This is a genomic window from Streptomyces maremycinicus, assembly GCF_001184025.1.
GTDB classification, from domain to species: Bacteria; Actinomycetota; Actinomycetes; order Streptomycetales; family Streptomycetaceae; genus Streptomyces; species Streptomyces maremycinicus.
Window position 1 is genome coordinate 290,610 of record NZ_BBYG01000009.1, and the last position, 16,881, is coordinate 307,490.

The window sequence follows — 16,881 nt, forward strand, 5'->3', positions numbered from 1 at the left end:
TAGACGCATGTCCGTCCTGAACACGCCCCTGCACGAGCTCGACCCGGAGATCGCCGCCGCGGTCGACGCCGAGCTGAACCGCCAGCAGTCCACGCTCGAGATGATCGCCTCGGAGAACTTCGCTCCGCTCGCGGTGATGGAGGCGCAGGGCTCGGTCCTGACCAACAAGTACGCCGAGGGCTACCCGGGCCGCCGCTACTACGGCGGCTGCGAGCACGTCGACGTGGCCGAGCAGATCGCGATCGACCGGATCAAGGAGCTGTTCGGCGCCGAGTACGCCAACGTGCAGCCCCACTCGGGTGCCTCCGCCAACCAGGCCGCCCTGTTCGCGCTGGCCCAGCCGGGCGACACGATCCTCGGCCTGGACCTCGCGCACGGCGGTCACCTGACCCACGGCATGCGGCTGAACTTCTCCGGCAAGCAGTTCGACGTCGTCGCCTACCACGTGGACGACGCCGGACTGGTCGACATGGCCGAGGTCGAGCGGCTCGCCAAGGAGCACCGCCCCAAGGTGATCATCGCGGGCTGGTCGGCGTACCCGCGGCAGCTCGACTTCGCCGAGTTCCGCCGGATCGCGGACGAGGTCGAGGCCTTCCTGTGGGTCGACATGGCGCACTTCGCGGGTCTGGTCGCGGCCGGTCTCCACCCCAACCCGGTGGAGTACGCGGACGTCGTCACGTCCACCACCCACAAGACGCTGGGCGGCCCGCGCGGCGGCATCATCCTCGCGAAGAAGGAGTTCGCCAAGAAGCTGAACTCCTCCGTCTTCCCGGGCTTCCAGGGCGGCCCCCTGGAGCACGTGATCGCGGCCAAGGCGGTCTCGTTCAAGGTCGCCGCGAGCGAGGACTTCAAGGAGCGCCAGGCCCGCACGGTCGAGGGCGCGCGGATCCTCGCCGAGCGCCTGACCGCGCCGGACGCCCGCGCGGCCGGGGTCAACGTCCTGTCCGGTGGCACGGACGTGCACCTGATCCTGGTCGACCTGCGCGAGTCCGAGCTGGACGGCCAGCAGGCCGAGGACCGGCTCCACGAGGTCGGCATCACGGTCAACCGCAACGCGGTCCCGAACGACCCGCGGCCCCCGATGGTCACCTCGGGCCTGCGGATCGGCACGCCCGCCCTCGCGACCCGCGGCTTCACCGCCGAGGACTTCGCCGAGGTCGCGGACGTGATCGCCGAGACGTTGAAGGCGCCGTCCCCGTTCGCGGAGGCCGACGCGGCGGCGCTGAAGGCCCGGGTCACCGCCCTGGCCGACAAGCACCCGCTGTATCCCGGTCTGAGCAAGTAGTCCCTTTTCCCGGGTGCCGCGCACACTGTGAGGTGTGGGCGGCACCCCGCACCACCCTGCATTGAGGAGTTCCCCCGTGGCCATCTCGGTCTTCGACCTGTTCTCGATCGGCATCGGCCCGTCCAGCTCCCACACCGTCGGCCCGATGCGCGCGGCCCGCATGTTCGCCCGGCGGCTGCGGGGCGAGGGCCTGCTGGACTCCGTCGCGTCGGTGCGCTGCGAGCTGTACGGCTCGCTCGGCGCGACCGGCCACGGCCACGGCACGCCCAAGGCGGTGCTGCTCGGACTGGAGGGCTCCTCCCCGCGCACGGTGGACGTGGAGGGCGCGGACGACCGGGTGGAGCAGATCAAGGTCTCCGGCCGGCTGCGGCTGCTGGACTCGCACGAGATCCCGTTCGCCTACGACGACCACCTCGTCCTGCACCGCCGCAAGGCCCTGCCCTACCACGCCAACGGCATGACGATATGGGCCCACGACGCCCGGGGCGGCGAGCTGCTGTCGAAGACGTACTACTCGGTCGGCGGCGGCTTCGTCGTGGACGAGGACGCGGTCGGCGCGGACCGCATCAAACTCGACGACACGGTCCTGAAGTACCCCTTCCGCACGGGCGACGAGCTGCTGCGGCTGGCGAAGGAGACCGGTCTGTCGATCTCCTCGCTGATGCTGGAGAACGAGCGCGCCTGGCGCACCGAGGACGAGATCCGGGACGGGCTGCTGGAGATCTGGCGGGTGATGCAGGCCTGCGTCTCCCGCGGCATGACCCGCGAGGGCATCCTGCCGGGCGGTCTGCGGGTCCGCCGCAGGGCCGCCATGACGGCACGTCAGCTCCGGGCGGAGGGCGACCCGCTGGCGCTCGCCATGGAGTGGATCACGCTGTACGCGATGGCGGTGAACGAGGAGAACGCGGCCGGCGGCCGGGTCGTGACGGCTCCCACGAACGGCGCGGCCGGCATCATCCCGGCGGTCCTGCACTACTACGTGAACTTCGTGCCCGGCGCCGACGAGGACGGGGTGGTCCGCTTCCTGCTCGCGGCCGGCGCGATCGGCATGCTGTTCAAGGAGAACGCCTCCATCTCCGGCGCCGAGGTCGGCTGCCAGGGCGAGGTCGGCTCGGCCTGCTCGATGGCGGCGGGCGCGCTGGCCGAGGTCCTCGGCGGCTCTCCCGAGCAGGTCGAGAACGCGGCCGAGATCGGGATGGAACACAATCTCGGCCTGACCTGCGACCCCGTGGGCGGCCTGGTCCAGATCCCGTGCATCGAGCGCAACGGCATGGCCTCGGTGAAGGCGGTCACCGCCGCCAGGATGGCGATGCGCGGCGACGGTTCGCACAAGGTGTCCCTGGACAAGGTCATCAAGACGATGAAGGAAACGGGCGCGGACATGAGCGTCAAGTACAAGGAGACGGCCCGGGGCGGGCTCGCGGTGAACATCATCGAGTGCTGACCCGGGGGCGGATCGCGGGGACCGTCGCGGGACGGTCTCAGGCACCGCCGCAGTCGTAGTCGCAGAGGCAGTCGCAGTCGCGGGGGCAGTCGCGGGGGCAGTCGCACGGACAGGGGAGCTTCACCGTATGAGCGGGTCGGTCAGCGCTGTCAGCAGCAGCGGAACGTACTCCTTCACCAAGCCCAACCGGGAGAGCGTCACGCTGCTCGCCGGGCTGGGGGTGGCGGGGGACGTCCACGCGGGCACCACGGTGAAACACCGGTTCCGGATGGAGAAGGACCCCTCGCAGCCGAATCTCCGGCAGGTGCACCTCATCCACGAGGAGCTGTTCGAGGAGGTGCGGACGGCCGGGTTCGAGGTGGCCGCCGGCCAGCTCGGGGAGAACGTGACCACGCGCGGGATCGACCTGCTCGGGCTGCCCACCGGGACGCGTCTGCGGCTCGGCGGACAGGCCGTGGTCGAGGTGACCGGGCTGCGCAATCCCTGCAAGCAGATCGACGGCTTCCGCAAGGGCCTCATGAAGCAGGTCGTCGGACGGGGTCCGGACGGCCGGCCGTCCTTCCGGTCCGGGATCATGAGCGTGGTGCTCAGCGGGGGTGTGGTGCGGCCCGGGGACCCGATCACGGTCGAGCTGCCGGACGGACCGCACCACCCCCTGCGGATCGTCTAGGGCGGGCTAGCCGCGGAAGGTCGCCGGGCGTTCCGGGCTCGCCTCGGCCAGGGCCTTGGTGACCGCCTCGACGCCGGCCCGCAGCCCGTGGACGGGGGTGTCGGGCTGCTGGCGCCAGGAGTCGTCGATGCCGCCCGCGTCGACGGTGTCGAAGCCGAGCTCGTCGATCAGGGCGCGCACCTTCGCCTTCGCCGCCTCGTCGTCGCCGGCCACCGGGAGCGCCATGCGGTCGGGATCGCCCGCGGGGAGCGGGCGGTCCAGGATGTCCTGGGCGTAGGTGCCGTTGAAGGCCTTGATCACGGGGTGGCCGATACGGCGTTCGGTCCAGCGGCTCTCGGTGAGCCCCTCGTCCTCGATCTCCGCGATCCGGCCGTCGCGCTGCTGCGGGTAGTAGTTGTTGGTGTCGATGACGGCCACACCGTCGGCCGCGCCGTCCAGGATTCCGGACGGCAGACTCGGGACCGCCTTGACCGGAATCGTGATCACCACGACCTCGGCACCGCGCGCCGCCTCCTCGACGGTGACGGGGGTCGCTCCCGTCTCCTCGGCGAGTTCCCCGAGCGTCTGCGGGCCGCGGGAGTTGGCCACGGAGACGTCGTGACCGAGAGCCCTGAGACGCCGGGTGAGGTTGCCGCCGATGTTGCCCGCGCCGATGATGCCGATCTTCATGAGAGGCCTTGCCTTCCGGGAGCGAGTCGATTCAGGTTCGATGCACATGCATGCACCTGAGGGCGGCAACCCCGGCCGACGGCGGCCTATTCCGGCTCCTCCGCGATCCGTACGAGATTTTCCGCGGAGCTGGCACCGGCCGCCGAACGGATCCTCCAGTTCCGCCGCGCGAAAGGCGACGTCGGCCTCGACGAAGGCAGGGACCCGCCGCTGGAGCGTGCGCATCGAGCGCCGGTCATGACATGAGGAGGGGGCGCCCCGCATCGCGAGGCGCCCCCTTTCCGCTCGTCTCACTTGTTCAGGTGCGCCCAGAACTCGTCGAACGAGAGGAGCTTGTCACCGTCGAGGTCTCGGCTCTTGATGATGACCTCGGCGACCGACTCGGTGACGTTCCAGTCACCCCCCTGCGCCAGGGCGGTCTTGAACTCGGCCGCGGTGATGAAGCCGTCCCCGTCCGTGTCGATCCGCTGGAACTCCTTGCGTGCCTCTTCGATGTCGGCCACCGATCCGCCCCTCTTCTCCATACCTGCATGTCGTGCCGTCCCGCTGTCGTGCGGACGCAGGTCAGGTTAGCTGGCCGTGCGGACCTCCAGTGCGGCGACCACCCAGGCGAACTCCTCCTCGTGGGCCGAGAGCGTGGCCCCCTTCAGGACCGCCATCAGCTCCCGGTACCGGGCCAGGCGCACGTTGTGGGTCGCCTTCATGCGCTCCAGCACGGCGGCCCGGTCGGTGTCGCCGAGGAGATCCCGCAGCACCGTGTCGGCCTCAGGGGACTCCGGTGCGATCCCCCGCTCGCGGGCCCTGCCCACCAGCTCGATCAGCCGCTTGAAGAACCACATGGACGCCCCGCGCGGGGTTTCCCGCGCCCGGTCGGCGGCGTTGAACTCGGCCGCCTGCCGCATCTGGACCCGGAACTCCGGGTCCCGCACCATCTCGGCCAGTTCCACCCAGGCGTCCACCTGCTCGGGTGTCGGGTCCTCCGGCAGATCCGTCGCGCTCGTGCGCATCCGCTCCCGGATGTCCGGGTCGGCCAGGTCCAGCCCGTGGAACATCTCGTCCACGAACTCCTGGAGGATCCGCCTGCGCTCCGCCGCCGAAAGCCGTGCCAGGTCGTTCATCAAGGTCATCTCCTCAGCGGTCGAACCGCGTCGCGCCACGGACGACAGGACCGCACGGGTCAGCTTCAGCGAGCGGATCTGCGCGTCCAGCGCGGACACGTGCGCCGCGGCGACCTCCGCGACGGTCCGCTCCCCCGAGAGCACCCGGCGCACGTCGGCCAGACCGAGGCCCAGCTCGCGCAGGGTGCGGATCAGTTCCAGCCGGGCGACCGACGCGGCGTCGTAGAGCCGGTAGCCGCCCGCCGAGCGGGTCAACGGGGTCAGGACACCCTCGTCGGACCAGAAGCGGATGGTGCGCACGGTCAGTCCGGTCGTGCGGGCCAGCTCTCCGATGGTGAAAAGTCCGGTGCCGTCGTCGATCATGTGTGTGAGTGTGGGCCTTCCAGTGGGTGGAGACTCAAGGAGCGCGGAGGGGCGGTCGCGGTGGGGACCTTGCGGGACATTCTCGACGCGGCCGCGCGCGGTGTCTTCCCGCCCGCCGACGGCCGCACGACCGTCCTGCCCCAGCCCTGCCCGCGCGACGCGGGGGTCCTCTCCTTCACCGCGCACTCGGTGGTCTTCACGGACGAGGACCCGGAGTGGGTCCACGCGACCCTGGCCGCCGCCGACTGCGACGCCCTCGCCGCGTCGATGAGCCCCCGGTTCCTGACGGCCCTGCTGGACCGCACGGGCCGGGTCGCGGAGACGGTCGACCAGCTGTGGGCCGGCTCCCCGCTGCCGGGCCCGCCGTCGCTCGCGCTGGCGGAGATCGAGGACCCGGAGCATCCCCGGGTGGTCAGCTCGCGCAGACGGCGCGACGAGGTGCGGGTGTGGGCTGCGCAGGGCGGCGTGATCGTCCTCGGGCGGGGGGTCGCGGGGCGGCTGGAGGTCGCCGTCGAGGTCGAGGAGGACGTACGCCACCGAGGGCTGGGCCGGGCCCTGGTCGGCGCGGCGCGGCACCTGGGCGGGGGTGAGCCGGTGTGGGCGCAGATCTCGCCGGGGAACGCCCGCAGCACACGGGCGTTCCAGGCGGCGGGTTATCTGCCGGTCGGGGCGGAGGCACTGCTCACTCTCCGGCGGACACCGGACGTCCCGGCGGCCGGCGCCCCGGCAGGTGACGGGGGTTGTCTTCGGTCCTAGCGGAAGATGCCGGTGTGACCGAGCGAGTAGCGGCCCGGCTGCGGGTACACGGCCAGACCGTGCGGGCCCCGGCCGACCTTGATCCGGGCGAGCTGCTCTCCGGTGCCGGTGTCGATCGCGTACACCTCGGAGTTGTAGCGCCCGGACAGCCACAGCACCTTGCCGTCCGCCGAGACGCCGCCCATGTCGGGGCTGCCGCCGCGCGGGAGACGCCACTTCCTGGTGACGGTGTTCTCGTGGAAGTCGAAGACGGAGACGGTGCCCTCACCGCGGTTGGAGACGTACATCTCGCGGGAGTCGCGCCCGATGTACAGCCCGTGGCAGCCCTTGCCGGTGTGCAGGAACTCCGGCTTGCCGAAGGTGTCGCCGTCGACGATCCACATCCCGTCGGCCATCATGTCCGCGATGTAGAACCGCTTCCCGTCGGGCGAGACCTTCACGTCCTGCGGCATGGCGCCCCTGAAGGGCAGCTTCTGCTGTCCGACGACCTTCATCCTCCGGGTGTCGACCTTCAGCAGTTCGCCGCTGAACTCGCAGGACACGATGAAGTACCTCCCGTCGAGCGAGAAGTCGGCGTGGTTGACGCCGTAACAGGTGACGGGTTCCGTCTTGACCCGCTTCATGGTGTGCGGGTCGCGGAAGACGAGTTCGCGGTCGAGCGAGGCCATCACGACGGCGTACTTGCCGTCGGGCGTGAAGTAGAGGTTGTACGGGTCGTGCACCTCGACCGGCTTCCCGGCCTTGCCGGTCTTCGGGTCGATGGGGGTGAGGGTGTGCCCCCGGTTGTTGTTGACCCACAGCGTCCTCAGGTCCCAGGAGGGGACGACGTGCTGCGGCTGCCGCCCCACCCGCAGGGTCTCGATCACCCGGTACGTCTTCGGGTCGATGACGGAGACGGTGTCGGACTCGGTGTTCGGGACGTAGACCCGGGACGGGAAGTCCTTGACCACCGGGGAGAGCATCCCGGGGCGGTCGGCGGCGTAGACGTCCTTCGGGTCGAGCACCGGCGGCATGCCGGGCAGGCCGTCGACGGCGGGCTTTCGGGCCTTCTTCGCCGGTGCGGGAGCGGCCGCCTCGGTGGCGCCGCCCGGCCCCTCCTTCCCCGCCCCTCCCCCGGTGCCACAGGCGGCGAGGACGGTGAGCGCGGCGCCCGCGAGCAGGGCGCTTTTCACGAGGTTGCGGTGCATCAGCCGATCAGCTCCGTGGTGGTGACCGCGCGCAGTCCGCGGCGGCCGAGTTCGTCGAGTACGGCGGGGAGTGCGGCGACCGTGTCCGCGTACCCGAAGTGCAGACTCACGACCGACCCGTCCCGGACCCCGCCGAGGACGGTGCGGGCGACGGCGGCGGCACCGGGTGAGGTGAAGTCGAGGGAGTCGACGTCGTAGGAGAGGACGTGCGGGTAGCCGGCGCGGCGGGCCAGCGTCTCCACCAGCGGGGAGGCACGGGTGGCGCGGGAGGGCCGGAACCAGGTGCCGATGGACCCGGTGAGCCTGCGCAGCCGATCGGCGCAGCCGGCGATCTCGGCCGCCGCCTCGGCCTCGGGCATGGCGTTGATGGCCAGGTGGCGCTGGGTGTGGTTGCCGAGGTCGTGGCCGCCGTCGAGGATCCGGCGGGCGAGGTCGGGGTGTTCGTCCAGCCAGGTCCCGACGGCCAGCACGGTGACCCGCGCGCCGTGCCGCTCGGCTTCACCGAGCAGGGCCCGGGCGACAGAGGGCTCGCCCTGTCCGTGAAAGGTGAGGGCGACCTGGGAGCGGCCGCGCGGACCGTGACTGATCTGAGCGGGCTGCCGGGGATACGCCCGGGGCGTGGGGGCGGCGAGGGGACGGGCGGGGGCCCGGGTGCGCGCGGTGGTGCTGCGAACGGGCGGGGCGACGGCGCCGGAAGGGGACTCGGAGGGCGAGCACGCGGCCGCGAACGCACCCCCGGCGACGAGTCCGGCACCCGCCCGCAACGCGAAACGACGGTCGGATGGGGTCACCCGCACCATTTAAGGCCGCATACAGAACATTTCCGACCATTGACGCAACCCGCCTCGCCGACCGAACACACCGCGGCGTGAGGCTCGACGACGGCGGTTACCCCGCTCCGCGCGAGGATCGAGGACGGCGGCACCACTCTCGGCCCGTCCGGCGTTCGAGGACGAGGCCCGTCCAGGGCCGAAGCGGGGGCCCGGGGCGGCGGCCCCCGAAGGACGGCACCGAGACGCACCCGCACACACCCGGCCGACCGCCGGAGGCACCCGCACGCACCCGGCCGACCGCCGGAGGCCTCAGCGGTCGGCGACCCGCATCTCGAACCACGTCGTCTTGCCCCGGGGCAGCAGATCCACGCCCCACCGGTCGGACAGCTTGTCGACGAGGAAGAGCCCCCGCCCGCTGATGTCCAGCTCCTGGACCGGCATCAGACAGGGCAGCCCCCGCGAGGGATCGCGGACCTCGACCCTGATCCAGCCGCGCCGACGCCGCATGCGCAGGCCGAAGACCCGGGCACCGGTGTGCCGCACGGCGTTGCCGACGAGTTCGGAGACGAGCAGGACCGCGTCCTCGGTCATCTTGGGGGTCAGTCCCCACTGGCGCAGGACGACGACCTGGGCCAGCCGGCGGGCCGTGGCGGCGGACTCGGGGCGGGACGGCAGCGGAACCTCTCCGTCCGTCGGGTTGCCGAACAACTCCAGCGCCTTCAGCGCCCGTTCGTCCTCCACCGCGGGCGACCAGCGCGCCGCGGTCGCACGGCCCGGTCCCCGCGGCTGTCCGATGCCCTCCAGCCCCGCCATGCCCCCATCATGGCCGCCCCGAGCCCGCTCCGGGGCCGTTCCGACGGAATACACCCCCCGGAATGTACCGTTCCGAATGGATCGATCGGCATATGCCAGGGACAGTTCAAAGCCCGACAAACCGGGACTGACCTGCGACGAAAGCGCGCACCGCAACGCTCTACGGGACCACTCGACAAGGCAGGCTTAAGGTTGCCTTAAGGCTCCCATAAACCGCCCCATCGAGGGACCCGGATGAGACACCTCGTCAATTGCAAGCGCTGACGGGCAGTTCGAAGGAGACCTCTCTCACAGGAACTTGGCCTTGCCCGGCCCTTCCTCGACGAAGCTGCGCATGCCGATCTCACGGTCGGCGGTCGCGAACAGACCCGCGAACCAGTTCCGTTCGATCGCCAGACCCGTCTCGATGTCGGTCTCCAGACCGGTGTCGATCGACTCCTTCGCGGCGCGCAGCGCGAGCGCCGGACCCTGCGCCAGCTTCGCGGCCCAGCGGTGCGCCTCCGTGTACACGTCGGCGGCCGGGACGACCCGGTCCACCAGGCCCAGGGTCAGCGCCTCGTCGGCCTTCACCATCCGGCCCGTGAAGATCAGGTCCTTCGCCTTGGAGGGGCCCACCAGGCGGGCCAGACGCTGGGTGCCGCCGGCGCCCGGGATCAGCCCGAGCAGGATCTCCGGCTGGCCCAGCTTGGCGTTGTCCCCGGCGATCCTGAAGTCCGCGCACAGCGCGAGCTCGCAGCCGCCGCCCAGCGCGTAGCCGGTCACCGCCGCTACGACCGGCTTGGGGATGCGGGCCACCGCCGTGAAGGAGTCCTGGAGGGCGCGGGCGCGCAGGACCATCGCGGTGTGGTCCATGTCCTGCATCTCCTTGATGTCCGCGCCCGCCGCGAACACCTTCTCCCCGCCGTAGACGACGACCGCGCGGACGTCGTCGCGGCGGGTCGCCTCCTCGGCGAGCTCCTTGAGCCGGTCCTGGGTGGCCACGTCCAGCGCGTTCATGGGCGGGCGGTCGAGACGCAGCGTGCCGACGCCGTCGGCGACTTCGAGATTCACGGTCATGGCAGCAGGTTAACCACCACTAACCACAACGGACCCGGTGCCGTTTGTCACAGCACCGGGCCCGTCCGCCCCGAGTCGTCCGGGGACCGCTACTCGGTCCACTCCGCCCAGGGGATGTTCCAGCCGTTGAGGCCGTTGGCCGGGTCGACCGTCGGGTCGGTGGAGTTCTTCACGACCACCACGTCACCGACCATCGAGTGGTTGAAGAACCACGCTGCGGCCACGGAGCTGTCGTAGCCGCCGCGCACGTCCCGCAGGCCGATGCAGCCGTGGCTGGCGTTGTAGTTGCCGAAGGCGTCGCCGCCCCAGTAGTTGCCGTGCACGAAGGTGCCGGAGTCGGTCAGCCGGATGGCGTGCGGGACGTCCTTGATGTCGTACTCGCCGTCGTAGCCGACCGTGTCGCCGTTCATCCTGGTCACGGTGAACTTCTCGCTCATCACCATCTGGCCGTTCCAGGTGGCGTAGCCGGGCTTGCCGGTGGTGACCGGGATGGTCTTGACGACCTTGCCGTCCTGCGTGACCTTCATCGTGTGCTTCTTGGCGTCCACGACGGACACCTGGTCGCGGCCGATGGTGAAGGAGACGGTCTTGGCCTGCTTGCCGTAGACGCCCTTGCGGCCCTCGACGCCGTCGAGGTTCAGCTTCACCGTGACCTTGGTGCCGGCCTTCCAGTACTTCTCGGGACGGAAGTCGAGACGGTCGTTGCCGAACCAGTGGCCCTGCACGTCGACGGCCGGCACGGTCGTGACGGTGATGGCCTTCTCCACGTCCTCCGGGTGGGTGATGCCCCGGGTGAAGCGCACCGAGAACGGCATGCCGACGCCGACCGTGGATCCGTCCTCGGGCGTGAAGTTGCCGGTGAAGGTGTTCTGCGGGCTCAGCGTGGTGAAGGACGAGTCCTCGGCGGCCGTACGGCCCTCGGAGTCCTTCGCGACGGCGTGCACCTGGTACTTGGTGGAGCCGGCGAGGTGCGTGGCCGGCGTCCAGCCGGCGCCGTCCGCGGAGATGCTGCCGGCGACCGCCGTGCCCTTGTCGTCCTTGACGACGACCTCGGTCAGTTTGCCCTTGGCGGCCGTCACCTTCAGGGCACCGCTGGTGTCGACGTCCTTGGCACCGGTCTTCGGGGCGATGGTCACGACCGCCTCCGACTGCTTGCTCTCGGCGGCGGCCGAGGCACCCTTGTCGGCGGACCCGGCGTCCTTCGCGTCGGACCCGGAGTCGCCGCCCCCGCCGCAGGCCGTGACGGCCAGCAGCAGCCCGCCGACGATCAGCGCCAGCCGCTTGTCGCGGCCGCGCGGACGTCCCCCAACCGACGCCCCCGATATCGGTCGCACGTTCAAAGTCGTTCTCCCACTCCCCCGGGCCCTCCCCGGGCCGCACCGCGACGCGTCCCCCGCGTTCGCCGCATATTAACCACAAGGTCAACGGCCTGGACGGGCCAAGATTGTCACCGTTCAGTCCCAACTAGGACCGTGCGAACGCGGGGAAGGTTGCACCGGGGGGGAGGTCATTTCACGGCGCCGCCGGCGATCCACTCCCGCCAGCCCATGTTCCAGCCGCCCAGCCCGTTGTCCGGGGCGACCTGCTTGTCCTTGCTGTGCACGACCTCGATGACGTCACCGACAAGCGAGCGGTCGAAGAACCAGCCCGCGGGCGTGTCCGAGGCGCCGCCCTTGACGTCCCTCAGGCCCACGCAGCCATGGCTCACGTTGGCCCGGCCGAAGACGTCCTGCGCCCAGTAGTTGCCGTGCAGGAAGGTGCCGGAGCTCGTCAGCCGCATGGCGTGCGGCACGTCCGGGATGTCGTACTCGCCCTTGCCGTTCGCCTTCTTGAAGCCGACCGTGGCGCCGTTCATCCGGGTCAGTTCCAGCATCTCGGTCACCACCATCTTGCCGTTGTAGGTGGTGTTCTTCGGGGCCCCGGCCGTGATCGGCACGGTGGCCAGCAGTTCGTCGTCCCGGCGCACCTCCATGGTGTGTTTCGCCGCGTCCACCAAGGACACCTGGCTGCGGCCGACGGTGAAGGAGAACGACTTGTCCTGGAGCCCGTAGACGCCGGGCGCCCCCTCGACGTCGCGCAGCCCGAGCCTGACGGTGACCCGGGTGCCGGGCTTCCAGTACTCCTCGGGCCGGAAGTCGAGCCGGGTGGCGCCGAACCAGTGCGGCCGGATGTCCACCGCGGGCTCGGCCGTGACCCGGACGGCGCGCTGGACCGCGGCCCGGTGCTCGATCTCCCGGTTGAACTCCAGCGAGACGATCATCCCGGTGCCCACGGTGGAGCGGTTCTCCGGGGTGACGTAGCCGATGAAGCGCTCTTCGGGGACGTAGGTGGTGAAGGTGGTGTGCCGGGCCGAGCGGTTCCCGTCGCCGTCCAGGGCGACGGCGTCGACGGTGTAGCGGGCGGCCAGGCCGAGCCGGTCGTCGTCCGGCCGCCAGCTCAGTCCGTCCGCGGCGATCCGCCCGGGGACCGGGGTCTCCTGGGCGTCCTGCGACCTGACGACCTTCACGGACTCCAGCTTCCCGCCCGGTACCCGCACCAGCAGCCGCTCCTCGGGCCGCACCCCCTTCGTGCCGTCCTCCGGGGTGACGCGGATGACGTCCTCGGGGGCCGGGGGCTTGCCGAGCACCCGGTCGAGTCCGCTCCGGCTGTCGGCGCCGGTGCAACCGGCGGCCCCGGCAAGTAGTCCTGCCCATGTCAGTACGGCGGCCAGTGCGACCCCCGCGCGCCGTGCGCGCCCTTGTACGTGCCTCACACGGTGCCCAACGACCGGGCACACTCCGGGGAAACGTGAGTGCGAGGGCCGCTCTGGGCAGAAATGGGGGGAGGACGACGCGACGGGGAGCCGCGGCCGGGACACCGCACGCTCTTTTCCCACGTCGTTCCATGAGCCGCGGGAGGCTGAACGGTGTCCAGCGCAGCCGAGCAGGAGGCGGTGGCGGAGCGCGCCACGCCGGACGCCGTGATGAACGGTGCGCCACGCAAGGTGCCGGGTCCACCCGTGTGGCCGGGCGCGTCCACACCCCTGGGCGCCCGCTTCCGGGTCGGCCCGGACGGGGTCGCGGGCACCAACTTCGCGCTGTGGGCGGGTGGGGCGGAATCGGTCGAACTGTGTCTGTTCGACGAGTCCGGCCGGGAGACCCGCGCCCGCCTCACCGAACTCACCCACGAGATCTGGCACGGCTTCGTGCCGGGGATCATGCCGGGACAGCGCTACGGCTACCGGGTGCACGGCCGCTGGGACCCGTGGACCGGCGGCCGCTGGAACCCGGCGAAGCTGCTCCTCGACCCGTACGCCCGGGCGGTGGACGGCGAGTTCAGCCTGCCGCCCGAGGTCTACGGGCACGTCCGTGACTGGCCCCAGCAGCAGGTGGCCGACACCGTGCGCGACGAACGCGACTCGGCGCCGCACGTCCCCAAGGGAGTCGTCGTGCACGACGACGACGACTGGGCCGACGACCGCCGCCCGAAGACCCCCTGGGCCGACTCGGTGATCTACGAGCTGCACGTGCGCGGGTTCACCCGGCTGCACCCGGGGATCCCGCGGGAGCTGCGCGGCACGTACGCCGGTCTGGCGCATCCGGCGGCCGTGGAACACCTGGTGAAGCTGGGCGTCACGGCGGTGGAGCTGCTGCCGGTCCACCAGTTCGCGCACGAGGACCATCTGCTGCGCCGGGGGCTGAAGAACTACTGGGGCTACAACTCCATCGGCTACTTCGCCCCCCACGCCGGGTACGCGTCCGCCGGGACGACGGGCGGGCAGGTCGGCGAGTTCAAACGGATGGTGCGCGCCCTGCACGCGGCCGGGATCGAGGTCATCCTCGACGTCGTCTACAACCACACGGCGGAGGCCGGCGAGCTGGGGCCGACGCTGTCGCTGAAGGGCATCGACAACCGGGGCTACTACCGGGTGCAGCCGGACGCGCGCCGGTACGCCGACTACACGGGCTGCGGGAACACCCTGCACGTGGTCCAGCCGCATGTGCTGAGGCTCATCACCGACTCGCTGCGCTACTGGGTGACGGAGATGGGCGTCGACGGCTTCCGCTTCGACCTGGCGGCGGCACTGGCCCGCTCCATGCACGACGTCGACATGCTGTCCCCGTTCCTCGCGGTGATCGCGCAGGACCCGGTGCTGCGCCGGGTGAAGCTGATCGCCGAGCCGTGGGACGTGGGCTCGGGCGGCTACCAGGTGGGCGCCTTCCCGCCCCTGTGGACCGAGTGGAACGACCGCTACCGCGACGCCGTACGGGACTTCTGGCGGCACGCGCTGCCGGACGTGCGGGAGATGGGCTACCGGTTGTCGGGGTCGAGCGACCTGTACGCGTGGGGCGGGCGCCGGCCCTACGCGTCGGTCAACTTCGTTACCGCGCACGACGGTTTCACCCTGCGCGACCTGGTGTCGTACGACCGCAAGCACAACGAGGCCAACGGCGAGGGCAACCGGGACGGCACGAACGACAACCGCTCCTGGAACGGCGGCACCGAGGGCGAGACGACCGACGCGCGGGTGCTGGCGCTGCGCCGACGGCAGCTGCGGAACCTGATCACGACACTGCTGCTGTCGACCGGCGTGCCGATGCTGGTCGCGGGCGACGAGCTGGGGCGCACCCAGCGCGGCAACAACAACGCCTACTGCCAGGACAACGAGATCAGCTGGGTGGACTGGGGGCTGCTCGAGGATCCGGCGTGGCGGGCCCTGTTCGACCTCACCTCCCGGCTGATCGCGCTGCGCCACCGCCACCCGGTGCTGCGCCGCCGCGCCTTCTTCTCCGGGCGGGCGCATTCGGCGGACGGGCTGCGCGACCTCGCCTGGTTCACCGAGCGGGGCACGGAGATGACCGAAGGGGACTGGTACGCGCCCGCGGCGACCCTGGGAATGTATCTGTCCGGGCGGGACATTCCCGGCCGGGACGAGCGGGGCGCCCCGATCACCGACGACAGCTTCCTCGCCGTCCTGCACGCCGGGGACCGGCCGGTGAACTTCGTCCTGCCGGGCGCGCCGTGGGCGGAGGGGTACGAGGTGGTCGTCGACACCTCGCGCGAGGAACAGGGGGAGGCGCCGGGGGTGACGCACCCGGCGGGGATGCCGGTGACCGTGCCGGGGCGGGCGGTCCTGCTGCTGCGGGTGGTGGGGTGGGACAACGTTTCAGCCCCATGAACTCCCCGGCGGATCGCTGGTCGTGGGACCGGACGGCTGATCACATGGGGGCAGCGCCCAGGCCGCCCCCCACCCTTCGCCTTCCGCACCGAGGACCCCCATGACCGAGATCTCCCGTCGTACCTTCGGCGGTCTCGTCGGCGGCGGCGCCGTCACCGCCGTCGCCGGTACCGCCACCGCCGCCGAGGCGGCCCCCGCCGAACAGCCGTTCCGAGCCCGTCCCGCCGCCGCGAAGGGCGGCCGCCGCCCCAACCTCCTGGTCATCCTCGGCGACGACCTGGGCTGGGCCGACCTGTCGTCCTACGGCGCCCCGCACATCAGGACGCCGAACCTGGACCGGCTGGCCCGGCAGGGCGTGCGCTTCACGGACGCGTACTCGGGGTCGGCGACCTGCTCCCCGACCCGGTTCAGCCTGTACACCGGGCGGTACCCGGGGCGCACGAAGGGCGGGCTGGCCGAGCCGATCGCCAACCGGACGCAGGGTCTGGACCCGAACCACCCCACCCTGGCCTCGCTGCTGAAGAAGGCGGGCTATTCGACCGCGCTGATCGGCAAGTGGCACTGCGGCTGGCTGCCGGACTTCAGCCCCACCAGGTCCGGCTGGGACGAGTTCTTCGGCAACCACGGAGGCGTGCTGGAGTACTTCTCCAAGCTCGGCCAGCTCGGTGAGTACGACCTCTACGAGGGGGACGCCGAGTACAAGGACCTGCGCTACTACACCGAGGTCCTCACCGAGCGGGCCGTCGAGTACGTCGGCCGCGACCACGACCGGCCGTGGCTGCTGAACCTCAACTTCACCACCCCGCACTGGCCCTGGCTCGCGGAGGACGACGCCGAGACGGGGGCCGAGATCGCGGCGAAGATCCGGGCCGCGAAGACCCAGGCCGAGGTCGGCCGGGCCCTGAACCACTACGACGGCGGCTCGGTCGAGAAGTACGCCCAGATGGTGGAGAGCCTGGACGCGGCGGTCGGCGAGGTCCTCACCGCGCTGCGCCGCTCCGGCCAGGAGGAGAACACGCTGGTGCTGTTCGCCAGTGACAACGGCGGTGAGCGCTACTCCTACAACTGGCCGCTCAGCGGACAGAAGTTCGTCCTGCTGGAGGGTGGCATCCGGGTCCCGACGATCGTCCGCTGGCCCGCCCGCATCGACGGCCACCAGGTCAGCCACGAACCGAACGTCTCCCCCGACTGGACGGCGACCCTGCTGGAACTCGCGGGCGCCCGCCCGGATCCCGCCTACCCGCTGGACGGCAAGAGCCTCGCCGGCTACCTGCTGCGCGGTGAACCCGTCCCGGAGCACGACCTGTTCTGGCGGGTCCGGGCCAACCGGGCGCTGCGCCGCGGCGACTGGAAGTACTACCAGGACGCGGCGAAGACCGACCATCTGTACAACCTCGCCGCCGACGCCCGGGAACAGGCCGATCTCGCCGCCGACCGGCCCGAGGTGCTCGCCGAGCTGAAGGCGGCCTGGGAGCGGACCGCGGCCGGACTGCTGCCGTACGCCGACTGAGCGGACGGGAGGACGGAGCGGGCGGGAGAACGGGGCGGACGGGGGAACCGAGCCGACGGGAGCGGTGAGCGGGCGGGAG

The 16,881-nt window shown here is 71.3% G+C and carries 15 protein-coding genes; 6 read left to right on the forward strand and 9 right to left on the reverse strand.

Annotated elements, in window-relative coordinates:
* Positions 1–7: 7 nt before the first annotated feature.
* From glyA to AOQ37_RS05880, 3 genes are all read left to right on the forward strand, one after another.
* Entirely contained in the window at positions 8–1,285 is a 1,278-nt protein-coding gene (gene glyA / locus AOQ37_RS05870; RefSeq protein ID WP_062641894.1) for a serine hydroxymethyltransferase, read from the forward strand.
* A 76-nt stretch (positions 1,286–1,361) separates the two neighbouring features.
* Positions 1,362–2,729, forward strand: coding sequence for an L-serine ammonia-lyase (locus tag AOQ37_RS05875; RefSeq protein WP_062641896.1), 1,368 nt, complete (start codon positions 1,362–1,364; stop codon positions 2,727–2,729).
* A 127-nt stretch (positions 2,730–2,856) separates the two neighbouring features.
* Positions 2,857–3,399 carry an MOSC domain-containing protein gene (locus tag AOQ37_RS05880; protein ID WP_062641898.1) on the forward strand — a complete coding sequence of 181 codons (543 nt, stop codon included), beginning with the start codon at positions 2,857–2,859 and terminating at the stop codon, positions 3,397–3,399.
* A 6-nt stretch (positions 3,400–3,405) separates the two neighbouring features.
* Here AOQ37_RS05880 and AOQ37_RS05885 read toward each other — a convergent pair whose 3' ends face one another.
* The 3 genes from AOQ37_RS05885 to AOQ37_RS05895 form a co-directional block, all read right to left on the reverse strand.
* On the reverse strand, positions 3,406–4,116 hold the full coding sequence (locus tag AOQ37_RS05885) for an NADPH-dependent F420 reductase (protein ID WP_374701478.1): 711 nt from the start codon (positions 4,114–4,116) through the stop codon (positions 3,406–3,408).
* Between the two features lie 242 nt (positions 4,117–4,358).
* Positions 4,359–4,571, reverse strand: coding sequence for an EF-hand domain-containing protein (locus tag AOQ37_RS05890; protein WP_028807102.1), 213 nt, complete (start codon positions 4,569–4,571; stop codon positions 4,359–4,361).
* Between the two features lie 66 nt (positions 4,572–4,637).
* The gene (locus AOQ37_RS05895) at positions 4,638–5,549 is read right to left on the reverse strand and encodes a helix-turn-helix domain-containing protein (protein ID WP_062641902.1); all 912 of its coding nucleotides are present in this window, start codon (positions 5,547–5,549) and stop codon (positions 4,638–4,640) included.
* Positions 5,550–5,609: 60 nt separating this feature from the next.
* Between AOQ37_RS05895 and AOQ37_RS05900 the strand changes: the two genes are divergently transcribed.
* Entirely contained in the window at positions 5,610–6,305 is a 696-nt protein-coding gene (locus tag AOQ37_RS05900) for an N-acetyltransferase (protein ID WP_062641903.1), read from the forward strand.
* Here AOQ37_RS05900 and AOQ37_RS05905 read toward each other — a convergent pair.
* The 6 genes from AOQ37_RS05905 to AOQ37_RS05930 form a co-directional block, all read right to left on the reverse strand.
* Entirely contained in the window at positions 6,302–7,492 is a 1,191-nt protein-coding gene (locus AOQ37_RS05905; protein ID WP_062641905.1) for a YncE family protein, read from the reverse strand. The two genes, AOQ37_RS05900 and AOQ37_RS05905, sit on opposite strands and share 4 nt — an antisense overlap.
* Complete coding sequence (locus AOQ37_RS05910; RefSeq protein WP_062641907.1) at positions 7,492–8,292, reverse strand: polysaccharide deacetylase family protein; 801 nt, start codon at positions 8,290–8,292, stop codon at positions 7,492–7,494. Before AOQ37_RS05910 ends, AOQ37_RS05905 begins: the two co-directional genes overlap by 1 nt.
* 282 nt (positions 8,293–8,574) lie before the next feature.
* Positions 8,575–9,078: an ATP-binding protein gene (locus AOQ37_RS05915; protein WP_062641909.1), complete on the reverse strand. Its 504-nt coding sequence runs from the start codon at positions 9,076–9,078 to the stop codon at positions 8,575–8,577.
* 288 nt (positions 9,079–9,366) lie between these two features.
* Positions 9,367–10,134: an enoyl-CoA hydratase/isomerase family protein gene (locus tag AOQ37_RS05920; RefSeq protein WP_062641910.1), complete on the reverse strand. Its 768-nt coding sequence runs from the start codon at positions 10,132–10,134 to the stop codon at positions 9,367–9,369.
* An 89-nt stretch (positions 10,135–10,223) separates the two neighbouring features.
* Positions 10,224–11,474 (reverse strand): L,D-transpeptidase, encoded by a 1,251-nt coding sequence (locus tag AOQ37_RS05925; RefSeq protein WP_062641912.1) that lies wholly within the window; start codon positions 11,472–11,474, stop codon positions 10,224–10,226.
* Positions 11,475–11,641: 167 nt separating this feature from the next.
* Complete coding sequence (locus AOQ37_RS05930) at positions 11,642–12,886, reverse strand: L,D-transpeptidase (protein ID WP_062641914.1); 1,245 nt, start codon at positions 12,884–12,886, stop codon at positions 11,642–11,644.
* A 153-nt stretch (positions 12,887–13,039) separates the two neighbouring features.
* On the opposite strand from AOQ37_RS05930, the gene glgX reads away from it, so the two are divergent.
* On the forward strand, positions 13,040–15,292 hold the full coding sequence (gene glgX, locus AOQ37_RS05935) for a glycogen debranching protein GlgX (RefSeq protein WP_062641915.1): 2,253 nt from the start codon (positions 13,040–13,042) through the stop codon (positions 15,290–15,292).
* Positions 15,293–15,392: 100 nt separating this feature from the next.
* On the forward strand, positions 15,393–16,802 hold the full coding sequence (locus tag AOQ37_RS05940) for a sulfatase family protein (RefSeq protein WP_062641917.1): 1,410 nt from the start codon (positions 15,393–15,395) through the stop codon (positions 16,800–16,802).
* Positions 16,803–16,881: the final 79 nt, after the last annotated feature.

Coding starts and splice junctions, on each gene's coding strand:
- AOQ37_RS05905 (WP_062641905.1), bottom strand. CDS start 7,492: ATGCACCGCAACCTCGTGAAAAGCGCCCTGCTCGCGGGCGCCGCGCTC.
- AOQ37_RS05910 (WP_062641907.1), bottom strand. CDS start 8,292: ATGGTGCGGGTGACCCCATCCGACCGTCGTTTCGCGTTGCGGGCGGGT.
- AOQ37_RS05885 (WP_374701478.1), bottom strand. CDS start 4,116: ATGTGCATCGAACCTGAATCGACTCGCTCCCGGAAGGCAAGGCCTCTC.
- glyA (WP_062641894.1), top strand. CDS start 8: ATGTCCGTCCTGAACACGCCCCTGCACGAGCTCGACCCGGAGATCGCC.
- AOQ37_RS05895 (WP_062641902.1), bottom strand. CDS start 5,549: ATGATCGACGACGGCACCGGACTTTTCACCATCGGAGAGCTGGCCCGC.
- AOQ37_RS05920 (WP_062641910.1), bottom strand. CDS start 10,134: ATGACCGTGAATCTCGAAGTCGCCGACGGCGTCGGCACGCTGCGTCTC.
- AOQ37_RS05940 (WP_062641917.1), top strand. CDS start 15,393: ATGACCGAGATCTCCCGTCGTACCTTCGGCGGTCTCGTCGGCGGCGGC.
- AOQ37_RS05880 (WP_062641898.1), top strand. CDS start 2,857: ATGAGCGGGTCGGTCAGCGCTGTCAGCAGCAGCGGAACGTACTCCTTC.
- AOQ37_RS05915 (WP_062641909.1), bottom strand. CDS start 9,078: ATGGCGGGGCTGGAGGGCATCGGACAGCCGCGGGGACCGGGCCGTGCG.